At 58.1% G+C, this 22,621-nt stretch carries 18 protein-coding genes and 1 pseudogene; 6 read left to right on the forward strand and 13 right to left on the reverse strand.

The features are described 5' to 3' along the window. Positions 1-42 precede the first annotated feature (42 nt). From ACVWZJ_RS10705 to ACVWZJ_RS10725, 5 genes are all read right to left on the reverse strand, one after another. A complete protein-coding gene (locus ACVWZJ_RS10705; RefSeq protein ID WP_457396028.1) occupies positions 43-2,544 on the reverse strand; it encodes a methyl-accepting chemotaxis protein in 2,502 nt (833 codons plus the stop codon). Between the two features lie 291 nt (positions 2,545-2,835). Further along, on the reverse strand, positions 2,836-3,354 hold the full coding sequence (locus ACVWZJ_RS10710) for a CheW domain-containing protein (RefSeq protein WP_011433530.1): 519 nt from the start codon (positions 3,352-3,354) through the stop codon (positions 2,836-2,838). Between the two features lie 115 nt (positions 3,355-3,469). Continuing rightward, the gene (locus ACVWZJ_RS10715; protein ID WP_011433531.1) at positions 3,470-3,835 is read right to left on the reverse strand and encodes a response regulator transcription factor; all 366 of its coding nucleotides are present in this window, start codon (positions 3,833-3,835) and stop codon (positions 3,470-3,472) included. After that, on the reverse strand, positions 3,832-4,209 hold the full coding sequence (locus ACVWZJ_RS10720; RefSeq protein WP_011433532.1) for a response regulator: 378 nt from the start codon (positions 4,207-4,209) through the stop codon (positions 3,832-3,834). Before ACVWZJ_RS10720 ends, ACVWZJ_RS10715 begins: the two co-directional genes overlap by 4 nt. Before the next feature lie 188 nt (positions 4,210-4,397). Further along, complete coding sequence (locus ACVWZJ_RS10725; protein ID WP_011433533.1) at positions 4,398-5,540, reverse strand: response regulator; 1,143 nt, start codon at positions 5,538-5,540, stop codon at positions 4,398-4,400. Positions 5,541-5,773: 233 nt separating this feature from the next. Here ACVWZJ_RS10725 and ACVWZJ_RS10730 point away from each other — a divergent pair, with 233 nt between their 5' ends. Then, positions 5,774-6,058, forward strand: a complete 285-nt coding sequence (locus ACVWZJ_RS10730) for a YggT family protein (RefSeq protein ID WP_011433534.1) — start codon at positions 5,774-5,776, stop codon at positions 6,056-6,058. A 22-nt stretch (positions 6,059-6,080) separates the two neighbouring features. On the opposite strand, the gene ACVWZJ_RS10735 is transcribed toward ACVWZJ_RS10730, so the two are convergent. The 3 genes from ACVWZJ_RS10735 to ACVWZJ_RS10745 all read right to left on the reverse strand — a co-directional run bounded on the left by ACVWZJ_RS10735 (position 6,081) and on the right by ACVWZJ_RS10745 (position 9,758). Then, entirely contained in the window at positions 6,081-7,199 is a 1,119-nt protein-coding gene (locus ACVWZJ_RS10735) for an electron transfer flavoprotein subunit alpha/FixB family protein (protein WP_414342633.1), read from the reverse strand. A 172-nt stretch (positions 7,200-7,371) separates the two neighbouring features. Next, complete coding sequence (locus tag ACVWZJ_RS10740; RefSeq protein ID WP_011433536.1) at positions 7,372-8,196, reverse strand: electron transfer flavoprotein subunit beta/FixA family protein; 825 nt, start codon at positions 8,194-8,196, stop codon at positions 7,372-7,374. Between the two features lie 479 nt (positions 8,197-8,675). Continuing rightward, positions 8,676-9,758 (reverse strand): ABC transporter substrate-binding protein, encoded by a 1,083-nt coding sequence (locus ACVWZJ_RS10745; protein WP_457396030.1) that lies wholly within the window; start codon positions 9,756-9,758, stop codon positions 8,676-8,678. Positions 9,759-10,084: 326 nt separating this feature from the next. Between ACVWZJ_RS10745 and argS the strand changes: the two genes are divergently transcribed. Then, entirely contained in the window at positions 10,085-11,881 is a 1,797-nt protein-coding gene (gene argS / locus ACVWZJ_RS10750; protein ID WP_457396031.1) for an arginine--tRNA ligase, read from the forward strand. A gap of 283 nt (positions 11,882-12,164) precedes the next feature. Here argS and ACVWZJ_RS10755 read toward each other — a convergent pair whose 3' ends face one another. Both ACVWZJ_RS10755 and ACVWZJ_RS10760 read right to left on the reverse strand, forming a co-directional pair. Then, positions 12,165-12,530 carry a hypothetical protein gene (locus ACVWZJ_RS10755; RefSeq protein ID WP_011433539.1) on the reverse strand — a complete coding sequence of 122 codons (366 nt, stop codon included), beginning with the start codon at positions 12,528-12,530 and terminating at the stop codon, positions 12,165-12,167. Positions 12,531-12,567: 37 nt separating this feature from the next. Further along, the gene (locus ACVWZJ_RS10760) at positions 12,568-14,244 is read right to left on the reverse strand and encodes a hypothetical protein (RefSeq protein WP_457396032.1); all 1,677 of its coding nucleotides are present in this window, start codon (positions 14,242-14,244) and stop codon (positions 12,568-12,570) included. Between the two features lie 448 nt (positions 14,245-14,692). Between ACVWZJ_RS10760 and ACVWZJ_RS10765 the strand changes: the two genes are divergently transcribed. Further along, the gene (locus tag ACVWZJ_RS10765) at positions 14,693-15,721 is read left to right on the forward strand and encodes a LysR substrate-binding domain-containing protein (RefSeq protein WP_457396033.1); all 1,029 of its coding nucleotides are present in this window, start codon (positions 14,693-14,695) and stop codon (positions 15,719-15,721) included. Here ACVWZJ_RS10765 and ACVWZJ_RS10770 read toward each other — a convergent pair. Continuing rightward, complete coding sequence (locus tag ACVWZJ_RS10770; protein WP_457396035.1) at positions 15,603-18,056, reverse strand: hypothetical protein; 2,454 nt, start codon at positions 18,054-18,056, stop codon at positions 15,603-15,605. The genes ACVWZJ_RS10765 and ACVWZJ_RS10770 overlap by 119 nt on opposite strands. Positions 18,057-18,192: 136 nt before the next feature. Between ACVWZJ_RS10770 and ACVWZJ_RS10775 the strand changes: the two genes are divergently transcribed. The 3 genes from ACVWZJ_RS10775 to ACVWZJ_RS10785 all read left to right on the forward strand — a co-directional run bounded on the left by ACVWZJ_RS10775 (position 18,193) and on the right by ACVWZJ_RS10785 (position 21,455). After that, positions 18,193-19,770, forward strand: coding sequence for a cryptochrome/photolyase family protein (locus tag ACVWZJ_RS10775; protein WP_457396037.1), 1,578 nt, complete (start codon positions 18,193-18,195; stop codon positions 19,768-19,770). Between the two features lie 75 nt (positions 19,771-19,845). After that, positions 19,846-20,388 carry a transcriptional regulator NrdR gene (nrdR, locus tag ACVWZJ_RS10780; RefSeq protein WP_414374563.1) on the forward strand — a complete coding sequence of 181 codons (543 nt, stop codon included), beginning with the start codon at positions 19,846-19,848 and terminating at the stop codon, positions 20,386-20,388. A gap of 263 nt (positions 20,389-20,651) precedes the next feature. Next, a complete protein-coding gene (locus ACVWZJ_RS10785) occupies positions 20,652-21,455 on the forward strand; it encodes a hypothetical protein (RefSeq protein ID WP_457388050.1) in 804 nt (267 codons plus the stop codon). Positions 21,456-21,665: 210 nt separating this feature from the next. On the opposite strand, the gene ACVWZJ_RS10790 is transcribed toward ACVWZJ_RS10785, so the two are convergent. After that, positions 21,666-21,875, reverse strand: coding sequence for an amidohydrolase family protein (locus ACVWZJ_RS10790; RefSeq protein WP_457396039.1), 210 nt, complete (start codon positions 21,873-21,875; stop codon positions 21,666-21,668). An 80-nt stretch (positions 21,876-21,955) separates the two neighbouring features. Further along, positions 21,956-22,429: pseudogene (locus tag ACVWZJ_RS10795) on the reverse strand (hypothetical protein); the annotation flags it as partial. Between the last annotated feature and the right edge of the window lie 192 nt (positions 22,430-22,621).

A 22,621-nucleotide genomic window follows, 5' to 3' on the forward strand; every position in this document is an offset into this window, starting at 1 on the left:
GGGATCCTTGCCCCTAGAATGCCCTCAAAACAGCAAATTTGCTCATTCATCCCCAACCCGGAAGCGACCGACAGAAGTTTGCAACTCGCGGGCGATGCTCACCAACTGTTGGAGCGAAGCTGCCACCTTCTGCGCCTCCTTAGAGGTCTCGTTGGCGGTCAACTCCACCGATTGCATCACCTGCGCCACAGAGCGAGAGGTTTCCGTTTGTTGCACGGTGGCCTGAGAGATCGCCCGCACCAACTCGTCGATCCGGCGACTGACCTCGATAATCTCGTCCAGGCTGTTTTTGGCCTGCTCGGCCCGCCGCGTCCCCTCGATCACCAGTTGGGTGCCTTCTTCCATAGCCGTCATCACGTTGCCGGTTTCCGATTGAATCTGCAACACGATCTGCTCGATCTCCTTCGAGGCTTTGGCAGCTCGGTCGGCCAGTTGTCGCACCTCATCGGCCACGATGGCAAAGCCCCGTCCCGATTCCCCGGCTCGTGCCGCCTCGATACTGGCGTTGAGGGCAAGCAGGTTGGTGCGCGAGGCAATTTGAGAGATCAAAGCCACAATTTTGGAAATTTCCTGCGAGGATTCCGCCAATCGCTTCACTTTGCGGGTGGTTTCTGCCACGGTTTCGCGAATTTCCAGGATGCCACTTACCGTGCGATCCACAGCTTCTCCACCCCGAGCGGCTGCTTCTGTGGCTTGGGCAGTCACGTTGGCCGCTTCGCGGGCGTTGCTGGCCACCTCTTGAATGGAGTCCGTCATCTCCTGAATGGAGTTGAGGGAGTTGGAAATCTCCTCCGCCTGGCGCAAGGCGTCGGCAGAGAGGCTGCGGGCAAAGTCCTCGTTCTGCAAGGCGGCATCGTTCACGGCGGCGGCGGCCCGCTTCACCTGGCTGACAATGTCTCGCAGACTGCGAATGGTCAGGTTAAAGGAGTCGGCCACAGCCCCCAGCACGTCGGCAGTCACCTCTGCCCGCACCGTCAGGTCTCCACGGGCAGCCCCTTCCACGTCGTCCAGCAGGCGAATCACCTGGCGCTGTAGGTCTTCCTTAGCTTGCCCTTGCTCGGCAGCCCGCTGGCTCAGTTCGGCGAAGTTGGCTTCAAGGGCAGCCGCCATCTGGTTAAAGCTGTCGGCCAAGCGCCCCAGCTCATCGTGGGTGTTGGCTGTGGCTCGTACTGAATAATTCCCCTGGGCCAAGGCGGCAAAGTGGCCGGCCAGCTCTTGGGCGGTGGAGCGAATTTGTTTGGCACTGCTGGCCCCGAGGATAACCCCTGCTCCTGTGCCGATCAGCCCGCCTCCAATCACCCCGGCAATCAAGCGAGCTCCCCCATTGGCCGGGATCCCAAGGCCAATCGCCAAGCCGGCAGCCAAACTCACAGCTCCTTGGATAAGCGCTATGGCCAATTGCCGATCCCCAATCGGTCGGTTGGCGATCCCGGCAGAGGTTCTTGCCCCTTGTTCACCTACACTGGGAATAGGGAGGGAGGCCGTGGGCAGCAGAACTTGGGCCGCTCCGCTACCGGTCTCCGCCATTGGGCTCATCCCCCCGGTCGCCCCCTCATCTGGGCGGAAGGCCCCCACCGGCTCACCGCCATCCATGCCGGCAAGTTCGCGATCCAGGCTGTCTAGCTCGTCAAGATCGAAAAGACCAGGGCTGGGACTGGCAGTATCTTCGTCGGGAGCGGGGATCGGCTCACTCATGGGGGCAGCCAATTCGGTCGGCAGGCCTTCTTCCAGGGATCCCCCTTCCTCTTCCTCAAGACCGGGCAGGGAGAAGCCCATCTCATCGGGAAAATCGGCATCGCCGGCCAACTGCGTAATGGAGTCGGAGTCGCCTTCTAGGGCTTCCAGATGCTCTCGATCGAACTCGTTGAGGAAGGCAAAGTCATCTTCGACCACCGGATCGGTTTGAGGCCCGCCCTCTTCCGAGCCTACCCGTCGCGAGGTGGCCGGTGGTGTTACCCGAGAATGGGTCGGCATCGGGTGAGATAAACCCAGCGGATCAGCCTCCGGCATTTGCAGCCCGGTCTCCAAGGGATCCCTGAATCTCTCTTCTCCCATGAAGACTTCGCCATCGCCGCTAAGGCTGTCCGCCTCCAGCGGAAACGGATCTTGAGCAAAGGGATCCGCCTCCTCTTCCCCCATCTCCTCGAACTGCAAGAAGGGATCGGGAGCAGAGAAAGCCTCTTCCGAAAAGGCATCCGACCCACGGGCAAACTCATCTGGAGAGCGAAACTCGTCCGCTTCTGGGGAATCGGGAAGATCCGCCAGCTCCGGTGCCATTTGCAACAGCTCTTCTAGACCCTTCCGGGCCGACTCCAGCTCATCGGGATCACTGGCTGTTTGTAAAATGGTGTTGTAGGTTTGGCGAGCTTCCAACAACTGCCCAGCTTGTTTTTGTGCCAAAGCCAGCAGCAGCTTGACAGCAGTATCTTGCGGTTCAGCAGCGGCCACTTGGTTGAACAACCGCACCGCCCGGACGTAGTCTCCCTGCCAAAAGGCGGCCATCGCATCGGTGTAGTCTCTCTGACTGTTCGCGCTCGGAACCATGGATCCTCCCTTCACTGCTTGCCTACCTCTGTTCACGCGTCAACACAGATGCAAACGGAACGCCCCCAACACCTCAAAACCCCATGGATGCAGGCTATCCCCCCTTTTCCACATTCAGTCAAGCAAGAGTGGGCCTTTCTGCCGCCGTCTCAGGGCTTACCCTCAACAGCCTCGACACGCATCGGTAGGGGATAGATTTGGTCCAACTTTCCCCATTGTGGCTGGAGTTAGCTTGGATCTTTGATAGGAACTATACACTTTCCTCCCGCTGAGCTCCCAGGGGGCCGTCTGTCAACCCCAACGATTGGATCGCAGGATGGCCGACTGATCCAGCAATGGCAAGCGCGATCCCGTTCCGGGCACCACCCATTCCCCTCGCAAAAAAGGAGCCATGGACTCAGGAGCCGTGAGGGCAGGCCGCACCAATTCAGTCTTCAGCCACTCCATGCCTACAATTAAATCCACAGCCAAGCCCATGAGCAAATCCTGTTGATCCATCACGGCCACCACAGGAATCTCGGCTCGGTCGATGTTCAGGGGCGGGCTGATCCCCAAAAATTGCCCCAGGTCTGCAACCCAGATGATCTCGCCCCGCAAATTCAGCGTGCCCAGCAAAACTGGGGCCACATTGGGCATGGGGGTGATTTTCTCTGGGCCAATGCTCATCACCTCCACAACCGATACCGCTGGCAGCGCAAATTCCTCCCCGGTGGCAATCTTGAACTTTAGGAATAGCTCACCTTCGGGAGCCTCCATCTCCCGCAACTCTTGGGTCTCATCCCCCATCAATAAATCCAGATCCCCCAGCATGATGCTCCCCCGCATGGATAGTCTTGTGGACTGTTGATCCCGCCCCCCTCCCTGCTTAAAACGCAGAGTCGTTCTCAGGACCTACCGAAAGGCGTGGAAGCAGAAGGGGCAGCTCTCAGCCTCTCAGTAATTGCTTAATCGTACCCACCAGTTCCTGGGGCTGGAAAGGCTTGGCAATGTAGGCATCCGCTCCCTGGCGGATCCCCCAGTAGCGGTCAAATTCTTCGCCCTTGGAAGAACACATGACGATGGGCGTTTTTTGGGTGAGAGGGTCGGCCTTGAGAAGACGGCACACCTCATAGCCGTTCATGCGCGGCATGACGATGTCCAGCACGATCAGGTCGGGTTTGTTTTGCTTCACCGCCTCTACGGCCTCCACCCCGTCTTCCACAGTCATCACCTCGAAGCCGTTTTCCTGCAGCAGCTTGCTGATCATCTCCCGCTGGGATTGGCTATCTTCCACCACCAAAACGCGACTCATTTCCGATTCATCTCCCGCAATTGATGTTTGATGGTCGCCAGGAGCTCTTGGGGCTTAAAGGGCTTGGTTACATAGGCATCCGCCTGGTTGCGCCTGGCCCACTCGATATCAAAGGTCTGGTCTTTGGTGGAACACATGACGATGCGAATGTGTTTGGTACTTTCATCCCCCTTCACTTCCCGGCATACCTCGTAGCCGTTCATGCGCGGCATGACAATATCCAGCACCACCACATCAGGCTTCTGCTGGCGAATGCACTCCATTGCCTCTACGCCGTCTGTTGCTGTGGAGACTTCCAAACCGTTCTCGGAAAGCAAGCTGGAAATGGTCTCCAGGTAGGTACGGCTGTCATCCACCACCAGCACTTTGCTCATCGCCGTCTTGCTCCTTTTGCACTCCCGCGCAACCGTCGGGCTGCTTTGACTGAGATTTCGCCTTCTAACCTCACCCGGCTCCATGGCTCCAAGTCAGCCATGCTACCCCTATTGTTTCGGTGAGGCCACTCTTCTGTCCAGTACCCCGCCCACAGTCTTCTGTGCCAACATTTTGGCTACCCCAACGCCTATTCGCCACCGCCCCGTTTGGGGGGAGGGCCCACGTAGGATTCGACAATGGTCAACAACTCCTTTTCCGCAAAGGGTTTGCTCAAAAATTCGTTCGCTCCGGCCATGCGGGCCTTAATCCGATCGGTGAAGCCATCCTTGCCGGTCAGCATGATCATGGGGGTTTCGCGAAACTGGCTGGATTTGCGCAACATGGCGCACAGCTCATACCCATCCAATTTGGGCATGGCCACATCACAGAGGATCATATCTGGGTTGAGGAGAAACACCTGTCCCAAGGCTTTGAGAGGATTGCCGATGGTGGTGACCTGGTAGCCCTCGTTTTGCAGGATGAACTCTACGGTTTTTTGGATGGCCATGGAGTCGTCGATGCAAAGGATGTGGCTGGGCTTATCGCTGGGTTTGAGGGGACGGCTGGGCTTGGGCTCCGCGATCAAGACGGGCTCGGACAGTTGAATGGCCCCTTGGCGGACGTAGGGATAGATGGCCTTGGCCACTGTGAGGGTGTCTCGACCCAGGTAGCGACCCATCTGGCGAATGCTGGTTTTGCCGTCTGACCACTCGCTCAGGGCTTTGAAGACGGGGGCGGGCAGGTTTTGCTGGAGCGGCAGGGGGTTGACAATGGTGGGAGCTTGGTTGGGAGCTTGGATGTAGGGGTGCAGCTTTTTCCACTCCTGCACTTGGGCTACGATCTCGGTGAGCAGGGGGGTAACGGGGAAGGTGGTCAACTGGGGGGCCAGGGGGGATCCGGCCTCAAAAATGAAGGAGCCGTGGTGGAGGCTAAGCAGGTCGAAGAGGACTTCCCGCACCATGCCCAGCAGGATTTGCTTGCCTTGGTTGGGGTTGAGCTTGTGGCTTTCCAGCAAAGACCAGAGGCGGTTGTATTCGGGGGCGTTGACCGCGGCTTTGTGGGGAATTTGAATTTCCTCCAGGGCGGCTTCCAGCTTGAAGCGGTGCAGATAGTCTCTGAGGCGGGCAATGTTCCCTTCGGTTTCAGAGGCGTAGATAATCCGCCCATTCAGGAAGAAGACAAACCAGTAGACAGAGGGGCTGGCCTCTACAAAAAGCTCACCGGTGCGCTGGCCCAGCTCGATGAGCTGAAGGATGCTGCGGATATCGATCTCTTGTAGTTTTCCTTGCATGGGATCCCTGCCTGCAGTCCAGCAAGATACGTCCATTATGACGCTAGTCTTTAACTGTTGCTGCCCCGCCGGTAAGGCCATTTTCGGGAAGAGGGTTAAAGTTTAAAAAAGTTGGGGTTTGACTTGGGCCGAGCGCCTGCATTCCCCGAGGTATCTCTGGACTCCAGCAGACCCTCCCAATTAGAGCAGAATGGAGAGAACTGCCACCAGTAAACCTGTTCTTTGAGTAACCTATGCTGCCAATTCTCACCTCTTGGGTGCTTGGCCCACTGTTGGCGCTCTACACCCTCCTGTTTGTGCTGCGCATCTTTCTGTCGTGGTATCCACAACTGGATACTTCCCGGTTGCCCTACTCGCTGGTGGTCGGCCTGACGGAGTTTCTGTTACGCCCGACCCGTCGCCTGATCCCGCCTCTGGGAGGTGTGGACATGGCCCCTGTGGTTTGGGTGGGCCTGGTTACCCTGTTGCGGGAGGTGTTGCTGGGGCAGCAGGGGCTGCTGACAATGGCCCTGCACTGAGAGCGTTTTTGCCAACCATCTCTCATCGACTCTGCAAAATTGGGATCCGCTCGCCGAGGCTCTGGAAAGGCTGGCCCTCGGCGCCTTCTCGGAGCTCCTCCTGTCTCTGTCGCAGTTGCCGGATCAGCTCCGGCACCACCTGGTAGAGATCCCCGACAATGCCGTAGTGGGCAAATTTGAAGATAGGAGCGGCGCTGTCTTTGTTGATGGCAATGATCGTCTGGGATTTGTCCATGCCCACGCGATGTTGAATGGCCCCAGAAATGCCGCAGGCGATGTAGAGCTGGGGGCGGACGGTCTTGCCGGTTTGGCCCACCTGGTGGGCATAGGGGATCCACCCAGAATCCACGGCCTTGCGGGAGGAGCCGACAGCGCTGTTGGGGAAACAAGCGGCCAACTCCCTCAACAGCTCAAATCCCTCTGGGGATCCCAGCCCGTAGCCGCCGGAAACAATTACCTTGGCGCGGGTGAGATCTACCGCCTGGGACAGGTTGCGCACCGTTTCCACAATCTGCAGGCGCAGATCGCCGGGATCCAAGTTGACCGGCACCGGGATCACTTCCCCCTGGCGGGATCTGTCCCAGGGCAGGGGCACCATCACCCCTGGTCGTACTGTGGCCATTTGCGGGTTTTTCCAGGGGCCAAGGATGCGAGCCTTGAGAGATTCGCCGAAGCTGGGCCGGATGGCATAAAGGCAGTCGGGGAAGAGGCCGGACTTGCTGGGATCTTTGCTGTTGGTGTACTCGAAGGGGCCAATGTCCAGCTCGGTGCAGTCAGCGGTCAGGCCGGTCTCCAGGTGGGCGGCCAAGCGGGGGGCCAGATCTCGCCCGGTGGTGGTGGATCCCAGCAGGATGGTGTGGGGTGGTTGGGGCCAGCTTTTGATCAAGTCCGTGATCACCCGGCGGTAGGGCAAGGTGCGGTATTCGGCCAACTCCGGATGATCGGCAATGAAGACTTGATCTGCCCCGTGGCCGATCAGAATTGGGGGCAAGTGGGCAATGTTGTATCCAAGCACAAGAGCGCTCAAGGTGGCTCCCAGCTTATCGGCCAGCCGCCGCCCGGCCCCCAACAACTCTAAGCCGATGGGCTGCAGTTCCCCGTTCACCTGCTCGGCGAAGACCACTATCCGCTTGCGATCCATAAAACTGTGACTCCTAGGTTGAGATCGGGATTGAATCGGGTTGGGGTTGCGACGATGTCAGCAGAGTCCTTCTGGGTCAACTTTTCACTCCAGCCAGCTGGCCTGGGGTCGATGATCAGACAGTGATGATTGAGGGGCGATGGGGGGCCGGTGGGACGCAAGATGTAAAGATCTAGGAGGTTGCGGCGTAGCGGGAGAGGTCAACGGCCTGGGTCAGTTGGTTGACCAGTTGGGGGACGGATTGTCCCTGAAAGACCTGACAGTTGCCGCCAATTTCCCCCACTTTTTCGGTGGCAGCCACGATGGTTGGGGATCCCTTGAGACCGCAGCGCTCCGGGTCTGCCCCCACATCGTCCAAGTTGAGGATCTGGATTGCCTCGGCCCGTGCCATTTCATCCCGCATTAGCCGCTGCACCCGCTGCACACCCCGTAGAGTGGGGTAGGCCAAACGCCGAGCGGAATTGGCCACCGTAATCAAAACCGGCAGGGGCACCATCACGATTTGGGATCCCCCTTCGATGGCCCGCCGCGCCACCAGGATCCCATCCCGAATCTCGAAGGCTTCGCAATAGGTGACCTGAGGGATCCCCAACCGCTCCGCCAACTGCGGCCCCACCTGGGCCGTATCGCCGTCGGTGGTCTGGAGCCCGCAGAAGATCACATCGGGCCGGCCAGCATAGCGAACCGTCTGGGCCAGAGTATAGGCAGTGGCTAGGGTATCGGAAGCGGCCAAGCGGCGGTCGGTCATCAAAATACCCCGATCCACCCCGTGGGCAATGGCCTCGTAGAGCACCTCAATGGCCGGGGGTGGCCCCATTGTAATTGCCGTTACCCTTGCCCCGTGTTGCCGTTTGGTTTGCAGAGCTGCTTCCAGTGCATAGCGATCAAAAGGGTTTAACATCCGCTTGGCCTTGGCGCGATCGATCGTGCCGTCACTGTTGATGCCGGCCTTGGCGTTTTGATCGGGAACTTGCTTAATCAGAACAAAAGTTTCCAAGGGCCTAAACTCCCTAGTGATCCCCTCCAGGTTAAAAGGGATCCCTGGGCACCACAAACTTATTCAGCTTTTTTTCGGGATCGGAAAAGCTATCTCGACTTCAAGCACCCCTAAGCTACTCTTCCCAATACATCTGTTTCTCAGGTTTGATTTCATTGACATGCTCCCCATGCCCAAAGGCAGGGGCCTTACGGCGTTCTTGGGTAACCCTAAACAAAGTTCGAGACACTCCCCTACTGCTCCATGCCGCTTCCGGTCTCCCATCCACCAACGCGAACAGGTCTCCCGTCGGCCTCTTTCAGGAGCAGCCTGGGATCCCTGCCACGAAAAGCTTTGGGGATAATTCGCGGATGAGGGATCCAATAAGGACGCAGACCACACCTGCAGCCAGAAATAGCCTCCCAGCAAGCAGGATAAGTTGGCCTGCACCGGCAAGCCAATAGACAGAGGCTTCAAAATCGTTGCTGGCCTAACCCAGATTATCCAATCATCCGCTCAGACTTGGGTGGGAGCAGACTTCCATCAAACACTTGCTCTAGAGAGGGCTTAGTGGGCAAGCCAAAGCCATCCACCACCTGAGCAATTGAGGTTTCCATACGCGCGGGCACCACATCCCCCAAGCCAATTTCTCGCACCTCATCGGTAACAAACAGGCGCGGCATGGCCAGGGCGAGGCGCAATTTCTCAGTTGCCATATCCAGCACCTGCCCCTCGGCTTTGGCTTTGTCCAGAAGGGCCAACATGTTGCCATCGGTGTCGCGGATGGTGTCTTGCCAACCCTTAACATACGCCCGCAAAAAAGCTTTGAGCTGCTCCGGTTTTTCCTGCAGCAATTGCACACGAGTGATGAGCGCATTGCCGTACAGCTCAAGGCCATAGTCGTTGTAAAGGAAAGCCGTGATGTCCTCCAAGCTGACGCCGCCCCGCACCAGATTGGGCATGGCTGAGGTCATAAAGCCGCTGATGGCATCCACCCGACCTTGGATGAGGAAAGGTTCGCGCAACTGCGGCTCCATAGTTACCCACTCCACCGAGCCCGGATCGATGCCGACTTGCTTGGCAAAGACCGGCCAGAGCCGACGCGGCGCATCCCCTGCCGGTGCTCCTAGCTTCTTGCCCGCCAGTTGGGCCGGCTCCCCAATGCCCTTATCTTTCAAGGTGTAGATGCCAAAGGGAGAGCGATTGAAGTGGACATAAATCGCTACCAAGGGCACGTCCGGATTTTTGGCATTGAACTCGATCATGGAGTAGGGATCCCCTTCCCCCAGGTCGTACTGGCCAGCGGCAATCTTGGTGATGGAATCGGCGGAGCCATAGCCGCGCTCGTAGGTGACCTCCAGCCCCTCTTCGGCGAAGTAGCCCTTCAAGATCGCCGTTACAAGGGGGGTATCCATCGAAGAGGGCAACCAAGAGAGGGTAAACTTCAGGGGCGTCAGTCCCTGGGAAACCAGAAGCGGCCCGCGGCTCTGAGCCCTCGCCTTTAGCCCTCCAACGGCAACCCAAGAGGCAGCCGCAGCAGCAGATTGAAGGAATTGACGACGCGACGATTTCGGGATGGACATACTAGTAAACTCCACAGCAGCTGTCTCAGCAGAAATCCGCAAGCGGGAAGGCGAGCATTACCGCCAAACAACTTAGCAAAGCAGAGTTAAACTTTTGTATTCGGTGATACTTTGTACCCAAAAGCTTGGCCTAAAGCTCTGTCCCGTCAATTTGTCAGAGCCATCTTCGCAAAGCAGGCGAGCAAAAGCAAAGTTTGGCTGGAGGAGCATCTATTCTTTATCTTTTGTCAGATTTTGTCAGAGCCGGTTGGCTGTCGATATGATGATGCTTTTACTGCCCCAGGCATCCCTGGAACCTCTCTCGACGTCTGCCGACACGAACAGCCATGGCCACTCAACCCGTATCCACCTCGCTGATTCGGTTTCTCACCGCCGCCGTAGCCGAGAGCATTCGACGGGCCTCAGAGGCGGGGCAACTGGGATCCCTGGCCCCCCAGCAAGCCACAGCGATTGCCCCCGTGATCCAGATCCCCAGCGACCCTCGCTACGGCGATTACGCCTGTCCCACCCCCCTGGGCATGGCCAAGCTCTGCCGCCTAGCACCGGCCCAGATCGCCCAAACCCTGCAAAAACACTTGGATCTGCCGGACATCGAAACTCAGGTGGCGGGAGGAGGGTATCTCAACTTCCGGCTGGGGGATCCCTTTTTGGCCAAGCGCTTGCAAGAGCTGCTGCATCTGGGAGAACACTTCGGCAAAACAGCCACCCCCCATCCCGAGCGCATTCTGCTGGAGTTTGTCTCCGCCAACCCGACGGGGCCTTTGCATGTGGGCCATGGGCGTTGGGCTGCCGTCGGCTCCACAGTGGCCAACCTGCTGCGCTGGACGGGGCACCAGGTGGAGCGGGAGTTTTACATCAACGATGCCGGCAACCAAATGCGGCTCCTGGGCCAGTCCCTCGAGGTGCGGGTGCGGCAACTGCAGGGGGAAGACATCGCTTTGCCGGAAGATGCCTATCACGGCACCTACTTGATCGAGATGGCCCAACGTCTCTTGGAGCAGGTGAAAGCCGGGATCCGCCCTCTGCCCACCACCCTAGAGGAGTACACCGATTTTGCCTATGGGGAAATGCTGGCCTGGCAAAAGCAGACCCTGCAACAACTACGCACCGAGTTTGATCACTGGTTTAGCGAGCGCCGCCTGCACACCCCCGATCCCCAGACAGGCCTGAGCGCCATCCAGCAAGCTTTGCAGGAGCTGCAAGAGCGCGGCTTTCTCTACAAAGCCAAAGCGCCGCGGGGTGAGGATCCCAAGCCAGGGGCCGAAGAGGCCGTCTATTTCAAAACCCAAGAATTTGGCGACGACAAGGATCGGGTGGTGCAAAAGGCCGATGGTTCGTTCACTTATCTAGCCGCCGATATTGCCTACCACCGGGATAAAGTGCAGCGAGGATATCACCGGCTGATCAACATTCTTGGCTCGGATCACCATGGCTATATCGGCCGCTTAAAGGCGGCGGTGGGTGCCTTCAGCCCAGATGTCAAGCTGGAAATCTTGATTGGACAATTTGTCAAATTGTTCAAAACCGACCCGCAAACCGGTGAGAAAACCGAAGTGCGCATGTCCAAGCGCACCGGCAACTTTGTCTCACTCAATGACCTGATCGAAGATCCAGAAATTGGCGTGGGGGTCGATGCAGCCCGCTGGTTTTTGCTTAGCAGCAGCATGGACAGTCCCATCAACTTCGATTTGGATTTGGCCGTCAAGCAAACTTTCGATAACCCGGTCGTGTATGTTCACTACAGCCATGCCCGCTGTTGCACTCTGCTGCGGCGGCTACAGGAAGAAGAAAAGGTTGAACTAACCAACAAAGTCCCTTTGACGGAGCAACAAAAACTGCCCTACAAAGAGCCAGAAGAGCGGGCCCTGCTGCTGCGCTTGTTGGCCTTGCCGGATGAGCTGATCGCCGCTGCCGAAGAGCGCGCTCCCCACAAGATCATCCGCTATGCAGAAGCCATCGCCGCCGATTTCAACAAGTTTTACGACAACTGCCGTATTTTGCCGCTCTTGAAAGAGGATCCCCCCTTGGCTCAGGCTCGCATTCAGTTGGTGCAAGCTACCCGACAGGTTTTGTTTAACGTCCTCACCGGCATTCTCGGCCTGAGCGCGCCGGAGTCTATGTGATTTACGAAGGAGTGCCGTAAGGCCCCCAGCTCACGCTCTGGGCGGAAGCCAGCTATAGCGGTCGCGAGTAGGTCAATTGCAATAAACCGTTCCACAACGCATAGTCATTTATCTCACCGTCAAGGTGAAACAAACGACCGGTTGCTTCCTGCTAAGGCCTCTGGCCCGCTAGCGCGATCAGTTGAAATAGATGGTAATAAAAACCACGACTGCTATCAGCCCCTTTGATTCCGGTAACGCCGATCCCCGTCTCGATGAGGGAGAGGAGATAGGGCTCAAGCGCCTAAGTTTCGACTCTGTGGGCGCGCAAGAGCAAGTTGGTTCCCAAGTCCTCTTGGGCTGCCCAAAAGGCGCAAATCCACCACGAAACCTCGTCTTGGCGATAAATGCCACAGGTGAAAGGATAAGGTTGCAAAATATTCGCCATCTGCGCTAAGGCCGGAACTTCCGCCATGTAGTCGGCCCACACTTGGGGATCCAAGGCTTCGTAGGTGAAATCGGAAGGAAAGAATGTGCAACTGGATTCCAGGCTGGGCCGGTTGGTCAGCAACAATTGAGCAGGATCTGAGGATTCACAGCCCAAGCGATCCCCAATCTGAAAGGTCAGTTGAAACAGGCGGTTAATCAGATCAAATTGCTCAGGGCTCATAAGTTCAGAATTCCTAACTTTCAGATTGGGATGGGCGTTAGAGTTGACAGGTGCGACGGCTGCGCTCCAGCTCCGGCTCGATCCAGGAGAGGGCGAAGTGACTCACACAGGGCAACTGCGGGAAGCGGCGGGCCAGCTCTGCTGTTTGGGTTTCCAGGCTGGGGCGTTGCCGCTGGGCTTGTCCCCATAGACCGGCAATGGCCGGGCAGACAAAGGTTTGGGGAGAGGCCACAGCCAGGACCTGCTCCACCTGCTGCGCCACACAGGAGCTATCCTCGCACTTGGCATAGGCCATTGGGTGCCATTCCATACCCGGATCAAAGCGGTCCCAGGGTTGCAGACGAGCGTCAAACCCTTCTCCTACTGCTTGGTTGCCTTCTGGGAAGAAGACAGCCCCCACCGGGATCCCCAGCCTCTGGGCGGGTTGGGCGGCCTGCTGTAGATAATCGAGAACGCCGTAGCGGGCAAACTCGACGCTCAGCTGCCAAAGCTGCTGCTGCCAACGTTCTTGGCGAACGGCGGCGCTGGGGGTGGGGGAAGGGGCAGGAGTTGGTGCTGCTGCCTCAGAACTGGAATCCGCCGGTTTCTCCAGACTCTCTGGTAAATCTTTTGCAGAGGAAAGCTGATCCCCCTGCCAATTCCTGCTGGCCATGTCTTGGGCAGCCCAGTCCAGTAACTCTGGGGAAAGCGCCCATTTCTCGGTCGGGCTGGGCCAGGGATCCCCTGGCTGCCGCCACCTGGGCTCTTCGGCATAGGTGGCATCCAGATGGAGAACATCTGCCACTGCAATGTAGCCCTGGCTCAAATAGCGCTCCAGCAGCGCCCGACCCGCTGGATTTTCTGCCAAATCGAGGTAGGCTTTCCGGGCGGCCTCTCCATGAATCCACAAGTCTCGGACGGTGGCTGCCACGCTGGATCCCCCTGAGCCACGCGGATAGCGAATGTAGTCGAAAAGGATCCCATCTGGCTGTCGCTGTAGAATGCGGCGGACTAACTCGGCAAAATCCCGCCGTGCCAGGGGATGAAAGGGATCCACAAACACCTCATCCGGGCTGCCCAAATCTTCCCCAAGGGCTGTTGCCGGATCCAGAACAGTGGTTATGCCACGACCGTTGCGGGCCAGGGCCACCTGTCGATCGGGCCGTTGTCCGTAGCTGTAACCGAAATTGAGGGAAAACACCCAGGCATAGGCAGATAAGCCGCGGCGTCGTGCCGCCTTCAGAGCCAGATCCAACAAGTCGGCGTTGGGCTGTAAGCTGGGCCAGATCCCCCCTGCGCCATCCGGCAAAATAGAGCGGCCATCGTAAAAGGTCTCGATAAAGACGCGGTTGTAGCCCAGGTTTACCACTTGGTCGAACACCTGATCCAACACGCCCGGATTGGCATCACAGGGATGCAGACGTACCCAGATAGCCTGGATCTGGGGCCAGCGTTGGCTGCGGCAGGCGATCAAGGCAGCGCCATGTTCGGCCAAAACTTGGGTGTACTCGGCCCAAGCAGCATTCGACTGGGCAGCCTGCTGGCGCAGTTGAGCCTTGCGCGCTACCTCCTCGGGCGGCTGTCGGCAGTAGGCGTCGAGCCGAGCGGCCAAGTGGGATCCCCTCTGTTCCGCACTGTCTACGGAACCAGAGCTGGGGAAAAGGGAATGGCCGGGCCACAAGAACTGAGCCTGGGCCGTGATTCCGGATCCCAGCAACATCAGCGCGCCCAGCACACCCGCAAGCCAGCGGCTCCCTTTGTTTTTTGGCAGTCTTAGCACTCTCAACCTCCACGAGAATGTCTGCGATCGTACTCTTCTCCTGCCCAGAGAGCGGCTATTGAAAAAAAACAGCCGCCCGTGCCCACACCGGCGCAATCCCTTGGCCAATCTCTATAGTTATTTCAATCTAGATTGAGACACCTTCTCAGCGCTCTGCGCCGCTTCTACAGCCACCTCTAATCCCTCTCCATCCGGGAGAGGGGAGTTGGGGAGTAGTGCAACAGAAATGTTTCATTCCTGTTTAGAATGACTAGACCTCCGATCCCAGTGGCAGGGGTTTGCTCTTCGGTTTTGCCCCTTTCGCCACTGTGACCGTTAGCCAGGTTCTCCTAGGGATCTCGCCAAAAGGCATAGATTAGCGCTTATGATTTAGTAGTAAACCTTTAGCTTTTCTTGATTGTCCATGAAGGCCATTACCCTGCATCAACTGCAAATCTTCGAGGTTGCCGCTCGTCACTTGAGCTTTACCCGCGCTGCCGAAGAGCTTTACCTGACCCAGCCCACGATTTCCATGCAGATCAAGCAATTGAGCAAAGCTGTAGGGTTGCCGCTGTTTGAACAGGTGGGCAAGCGGCTGTATCTCACCGAAGCGGGGCGAGCTTTACACCAAACCTGCGAGAAGATTTTTGAACAATTGAATCAATTTGAGATGACCCTTGCCGACCTGAAGGGGTTAAAGCAGGGACGGCTGAGCATTGGAGTGGTCACCACTGCCAAATACTTTATTCCTCGTCTTCTAGGGCCATTTTGTCAGCAGTATCCCGGCATCGACGTAGCTCTCAAGGTGATCAACCGCCAGCAGGTTTTGGAGCGGATGAGCAACAACATGGACGATCTCTACGTGATGGGGATGCCGCCAGAAGATCTGGACGTGGTGGCACAACCTTTTCTGGAAAATCCTTTGGTGGTGATGGCCCCCATTCATCATCCCCTGGTGGGCCAAAAGGGGATCCCTCTGGCGCGCATTGCCCAAGAACCTTTTTTAGCCCGTGAACCCGGCTCCGGCACCCGCATGGCTGTAGAGCGGCTCTTCGACAAGCATAACCTGAAACTCAACATCCGCATGGAGATAGGCAGCAGCGAAGCCATTCGCCAGGGCATTGTGGGTGGATTGGGCATTTCGGTTTTGTCTCAGCATGTGTTGGCCTTGGGGGGGTGGCAGCATCATCTGGCTATTTTGGATGTGGAAGAGTTTCCCATTCGGGGGTTCTGGCATTTGGTCTATTTGCGCTCTAAACGTCTTTCGGTGGTGGCCAAAGCTTTTGCCGACTTTCTTCTTTCCCAGGTTTCTCAAATGGAGCTGGACTTTGTGGCTAAAGAGCAGCACAAATCCAATTCAAATCCCAATCCAAATCCGCTTTCTGGCAAAGAGGCTGAAGCACAGCCGAGAGCTCTTGTCGCAACCCCCGGATCCCCTCAAAGTCGTGAGTGAACAATACTCGCAAAAACCCCAGGTAAGCCCGCGCCCACTCGTCTTCCGGATCCAGCTCGACGATCTGTTGAAAATGCAACTGAGCTGCTTCTGGTTGTAACAGCGCCGCCAACATCAAGCCCAGTTGGTAGTGGCTCTGGATTTGCTGGCTCAGTTGGCCTTGGGCAGCAGCCTGTTGCCATTCCCTCTCCAGCAATTGCCGTACCAGGATGCGATCTGGATCCGTCAAAAAAGTCGGGTATTGCAGGGTTGTCCAGGCATTGAGGTAAAGGGAGAGGGCCTGCAGATCCCCAGCGGCAGCAGCTCTGGCCGCCTCGCGGAGAGGAAACAAGGGATCCGTTACAAGGGGGGATCCCTCCTTCGGGAAGCTCGACAGGGATCCTCTCCAGGATTGGTGTAGGGAATGGCGGATCCCTTTGGGCGACTGCCATTCCAGGTGGAGAAGGCCACCTCTTGGGAAGTCGGTTGTGGGCAGCGTCAAGATCTCTTCCACCAGCCAGCCGCCTGTTGAGTTGAGCTGCAGGCGATTCTGCCCCAGCACCCAGGCCCGCTTCTCCAAAACCCGTCCTTGCCCATCTTCCAGCCGCGCCCAAACCAGCGTCTGGGCCAAGTTCTGAGCTGGGCCTTGCCAGCGTAACTTCCAGGCGGGGATCCCCAGCTCCAACAGCGTCTCAACCTCCACCAGCTCCACCTCCCCAGCTTCCAGAGGCCACTCCTGTACCGTCACCTTTGAAAAGCGAGGGAAGTAAGTGTGCAGCCGACCCAAGGTAGGCAACTCCACCGCCGGATCTTGTCGCCAGTCTGGGCTGCTGCGCAGGTGCTGCCGGATCTGCTCCTTAGTCGGGCCATAGGGGCCGATAATCCCCTGTTCCCCTTCCGCATCCACAAACCCATCCAGCAAGGAGAGCTCCAGCTCCGGCCAGGGGGTTTGCCCGGCAGCGCGGAATGTGACCGGCCAGCGCTGGAGAGCTGCTAAGTAGGTGAGGGTTTCGGAAGAGATCAGCTCTGTATTGGGGAGAACTCCCAACGTGGTGGTCAAGCCTGGCTGGATCAAGGATTGGATCCACTGCGTCAGCTCCTGTGTGGGGTGCTGCCCCTGCCAATGCATTTGGATCCCCTTCCACAGAGGAGCCACGCCTGGGGTGAGGGGCCGACCCAAATTGGCCAAGGCCAAGCAGCCCAGAACTAGCCCTGCACAGACTCCCCTTTGCAAAGCCCACGCACCCCAGCGTTCCTCCAACCACCGGCAAGCCTTTTGGATCCCGCCTGCTGATAACACGGCCAAGAGAGGCAGCAGGGGTAGGGTGAAGCGCACATCTTTGATGTCCACCAGGGTGTAGAGAAGGTAGCCCGAACCGTAGGTGGCCCACAAGACTGCCTCTCGCCTGTCCAGAGATCCCCACCCGCTCAGCAGCGGCAACCCACACAAAAAAGGGCTCATCTGCAGGGGCAGAAAGCGCAAGTAGGCAGTCCACCAGCACAGGGATCCCGCTGGGCAAGTGATGTAGTAGTGGGCAGTCTCGGCGTAAGCCCAGCCATTGCTGAGCACAAACAGCCAATTGGCCCCATACCAGGGCCAGCACAAAAGCAGCATCACACCCATCCCCAAGGCCAAGTGGGCCAGCCGCGCCGGCCAAGGGATCCCTTTCCACCACCCCACCGCTTTCCCAGAGCGCCAGAGGGCCTGACCTGCAACTCCCACCAAAGGCAGCAGCAAAAACAGCACCCCTGTCCACTTGGTGAGCAGCACCGCCGCCACCCCCGCCCCCACCCCCACCGCCCCCCACCAGGAAGGCTTCTCCCCATAGGCCCACAGCGCCCAAAACGCCAGCGTCACCGCCACCACCAGCGGCAGCTCCAGCATGTAGACATGGGCCAAAGCCGTGATCCCCGGATAGAGGAGCAGCAGCGCCGCCGCCAGCCAGCCCACTTCCCCAGAGCGATAGACCCGCTGTCCCAGCCGCTGCGTTGCCAGAACCAGCACCCCCAGCAACCCCAAGTTGAGCAACTGCCCGTCCGCCCGGCTGAACGGATGTAGAACTGCCAAGGGGATCCCCAGCCAATAGGCCAAAGGGGGGTAGCGCTGGTTCAAATGCAAAAACTGCTGCCCCCACAGCCCATCCCAGCGAAACCGTCCCAGGTGAAGCCCAAAAGCCTGCGCCTGCAGCAGATGCTGCGCCTCATCCCACGCCGGCGGCAAGGGATCCGTCCAATTCCAGATCACCAGCAGCAGCAGGGCCACCATCCCCAGCCCGGCCCACCACCGCAGGAAAGGGACCCCCGGCCTGTGGGGTCTCTCCGGCAATGTCTCTCTCTCCTCGTCTGTACCGTTCATGCTTTGAAAACAATCCGCAGAGATTCAGCAGACATTGGGATCCCTTGCAACTGCCACCTGGCCTTGCCCCCCAGAGCTAAACTCAACCTGTGTCATTCTCAGCGCTCCTCCCATAGACCGAGAGCTTCAGCATCCCATGATCGCTCCATCTGCCGGCCCAGAAGGGGTTTGGATCCTTGCGGATCAACTCCACCCCCAGCAATCCGCCCTCGCTTCCCTCTCGACCCTATCCCCAGACCGAGTTCCCGTCATTCTCATCGAATCTCACCGGTGGGCCAGCTCCCGCAACCACCATCAGCAGAAACTGGTGCTGGTCTGGTCGGCCATGCGTCACTTTGCCCAAGAACTGCAACAGCGGGGCTACCCGGTCACCTATGTGGAAGCGGAAGGCTTTGCCGAGCCGCTGCAAACCTGGGCCAAGCAGCATCAACTGCAGCAGATCCGCCTCATGCAGCCCGCCGATATTCCCGTCCGAGATGAAATAGAAAAGCTGAGATCCACCCTCCCTTGCCCCCTCCTGATCTTGGAAAACAACCACTTCCTCTGGACAGCTGATCAATTTATCGAGTGGGCCTCAGGCCGCAAGCGCCTGCTTCTGGAAGACTTTTACCGCGAAGGGCGAAGACGCTTCCGCATTCTCATGGATGGCCCCAAGCCCCTGGGCGGGCGCTGGAACTACGACCGGGAAAACCGCCATCCCCCCAAACCCGGAATGCGCTACCCCCAGCCCCTCACCTTCCCCCCCGACGCCATCACCCAGGCCGTGATCACAAAAGTTAAGCAACACTACGGCCATCACTTCGGATCTCTAGAAGGATTTGGCTGGGCCGTCACCCGCGCCCAAGCCCTGCAAGTGCTTGATCACTTCATCCACGAGCGCCTGCCCCACTTCGGCCCCTGGCAAGACGCCATGCAAGCCGGGGAAGACTTCCTTTTCCACTCGCTGCTTTCTCCCTACCTCAACTTGGGCCTGCTCACCCCCCACGAAGTCATCGCTGCCGTCGAACAAGCCTACCATCGCGGCGGGATCCCCCTGCCCTCCGCCGAAGGCTTCATCCGCCAGATCCTGGGCTGGCGGGAGTACATGCGCGGCTTCTACGAATACCAGATGCCCAACGGCTATGCCCAGAACAACTTTTTTGGCCACCAGCGACCCCTGCCAGAGTTTTTTTGGACGGGCAAAACCGACATGGCCTGTCTGCAGCACACCCTGGATCAAATTCGCCGTCATGGTTATGCCCACCACATCCAGCGGCTAATGGTGCTCAGCAATTTCGCCCTCATCAGTGGCATTCAGCCCCAGGCAGTAGAAGCGTGGTTTCAGGATGTGTTTATCGACAGCTACGACTGGGTGATGCAGCCCAACGTCATCGGCATGGGCCTTTTTGCCGATGGGGGCATGCTCTCCACCAAACCCTATGCCGCCTCTGCTCAGTACATCCGCAAAATGAGTGACTACTGCCGCCATTGCCGCTACAATCCCAGCGAAAAGGTTGGCAAACAAGCCTGCCCCATCAATACGTTGTATTGGGACTTCCTGTTGCGTCAGCGATCCCTCTTAGCCCCCTTGGGCAGAATGAAATGGGTATTGATCCATTTGGATCGCATGGAACCGGAGCTGAAGGCCCAGATCCAGGCGCAAGCCGCTGCTTGGTGGGATCCCTTGCAATCTGCACTCGACGAACAGAGTCCATCTCATTCGCAATCTGTCTAAGCACCAGAAGATTAAGCATCCGGTAAAATTGAGGCACCCTCCTACCCACCTGTCGCTTTGTAAGGACTGCAAGCCATGAAATGTCCCCGCTGCAGCAAACAAGAAATCCGAGTTTTGGAATCTCGTTCGGCAGAAGGTGGCCAGAGTGTGCGGCGGCGGCGAGAATGCATGTCCTGTGGCTACCGCTTCACCACCTACGAGCGCATCGAGTTCATGCCCATCATGGTCATCAAACGAGATGGATCCCGCGAAAGTTTCAACCGCAACAAGATCCTGCAAGGGGTGATGCGTGCCTGCCAAAAAACCCCCGTCACCGTCAGACAGATGGAAGAGCTGGTCAATGAGATCGAAGAAAAGCTGCAATTGGAAGATGCCCAAGAGGTAACCAGCCTGCGCATCGGCGAGATGGTGCTGGAGCGCCTGCAACACCTAAGTGAGGTGGCCTACGTGCGCTTTGCCTCCGTTTATCGCCAGTTTCAGGGTATAAAAGACTTTGTCAATGAGCTGGAACAGTTGGAACCACCTCTGCGACGGGATCTGGAGCGGCTGCTGCGGGACTCCTCTGCCTCAGATTCCGAATCTTCAGGCTCCCCGGACTTGGTGGGGGAGTATTCGTGACGTGGGAACGACAGCGCAAGCCGGCCCTCCCTGGAAGCAGCGGGGAAATGGCGCTTGTGGGCGGGAAAAATTGCTGTGAAGGGATCGCCCATTCCAAAGGCTTAGCGGTATGCTTGGGGTAGCAATCGCGGCTTACACTAAAGCTAGAGCTGCACGCCTTTAGATTGCCGGTGTTCAGCACTATCCTTGGAGATCCCTGATATCTTGGATCCCTCTGTGTCAAGCTGTCCCAGCCCCCTGTCCTTCCGAGTCGATCCCAATTTATGCAATACGGTTTTCGGGGTTCTAGCCCCTCTGGCGCTCGCAACAGCAACAGTAACCCCAGTGGCTTTCGCTCCCCTGCCGCAATGGAGACGGGGCCAGGGGTGGTGCCGATTCAGGTGTATCAACAAGTGGCCGAAGAGTTGGAGTCTGCCCGTCAGCAGGTAAGCCTGCTTTCCTCGGAAAACCAGCACCTGCGCGCTCTGCATCAGCAGTTGTCTGGAGAGCTCGCTGCCATCACCCGAGAGTTCCAGGGGCAATTGGGCCACACCCTGAAGCGCCTGCAGCAAATCAGCCTACGGCTTGCTGACGCAAATGGCCAGGCTGCCCAAGTTGCTGCAGCTTCTGAAGCCTCTTTCCAACAGAACAGCCCGACTGCCAATCCCGGCCAACCGGAAGCCCCTCCCAGCTACGATTTTTTGAATCGCCTCAAGCGCCGACAGACCCGCAACGAGACCCCCTCCTTCTCATCCAACGGCTTTGCCCCGTCCTCCTTTGATTCCCTTCGCCACCCTTCCACCCACACCTCTGCCGAGCCCTACCCCCGCACTGGCTACCAGGTTCCTTCCCTGGACGAGTTGATGCAGGATAGGGGCGGCCCGGATCCCTATCTCGGCGAGGCAGACTCCTCAGCCTATTCCACCGGCATTTATCAGCGGGTACGGGAGCAACATCACGGATCCCAGGGCTCTGCCGTACTTTGGATGGCCGCTGCAGTCGTCTTAGTCATTGGATCGTTTGGGTTGGGATTTGTAGCCGTACAGCCGTTTTTGCGCAACAACCCACCGCCCGTGCAAGCACCCTGAGAGCTATTCACAGGATGCTCCAAAAGCCCGCTGGCGGGGTTAGGATGCCCCCAATTCGCTCCGCACCACTGACGAATGACCAGGGGTTATATCTGTGATCCAGGCTGTCGCTGCTCCTCTGACGCCTAACACATTCTTCGAGCATATGCCCGACGAGGGCCGCTTTGAGCTGTGCAATAGAGTCACGGTCAAAATGCAGCCCACAGGTTCTCACAAGCAGGTGGCGAGCTTTTTGGCATAGCGGTTAGCGGTGCCCACGCGCAAATCCAGCAAGATCAAATCCGCTTTTTTGCCCACCTCCAAGCTGCCGATTTCCCCTTCCAGACCCAGACAGGCGGCACTGCCTTGTGTAGCCATCCACAAAGCCTGTTGCGCCGGCAGAGCAGCTCCATCCCCCGATCCCAACCGCTGCAGAAACACCGCCAACCGCATCTCCTCGATTCGATTTCTTCAGCCCCCACATGCACACAGTGGGCGGCCAAGGTCTGAGCACTCAGGGATCCCCAGCGTTTCAAACACTGCACCGGGGTCAATCCATAGCGAGCCTGTAGAGTTTCCACTCCTCGGCGAGTTTCCGCCAAGTGGGTGTGCAGCCCCACTCCATACCTTTGGGCTAGAGCGGATCCCTGGACAAAACTCTCAGGATGGCCAGAATAAGGAGCATGGAACCTGACCCAGATGTAAATTTGCCCCTCCCCGCGTCCATGCCAAACCTGGATCAAATCCTCCGTGTCCGCCAGGGATTCTCCCACTCCCCTCGGTTCGTCGATCACCTGTGGGCTGAGGATCCCTCGTAACCCCGACTGCAAGCTCACTGCTGCTGCTAGATGTCGATAGATGCCAAGAGTAACTACGGATAGGGATCGTGAAGTTGGATTACATCCCCCCCTCTCCCATGCCGTACACGAAGACCGCTCTGGCAGAACGAGCCAACTGGTGTAGAGCAGGTAACATGGCAAGCTAATGGTCGACAAAACTGTTACCTCACTAGCTTGCCTTCACCCAATAGTGTCAGCTTTCAGGTAGAGAGGCTTGACGGAAGCCAACCCCCCTATTGATTGGGTTCCTCTTGATTGGGTTAGGGTGGTGGGCCTGGCACCGAGCTAGGTTGCCAGCAGGTCGCCCTGCCAGTAGGTTCGCCGCTGATGCGTTTCACGTCCGAGTTC

It is taken from the genome of Thermostichus sp. OS-CIW-29, assembly GCF_054058195.1.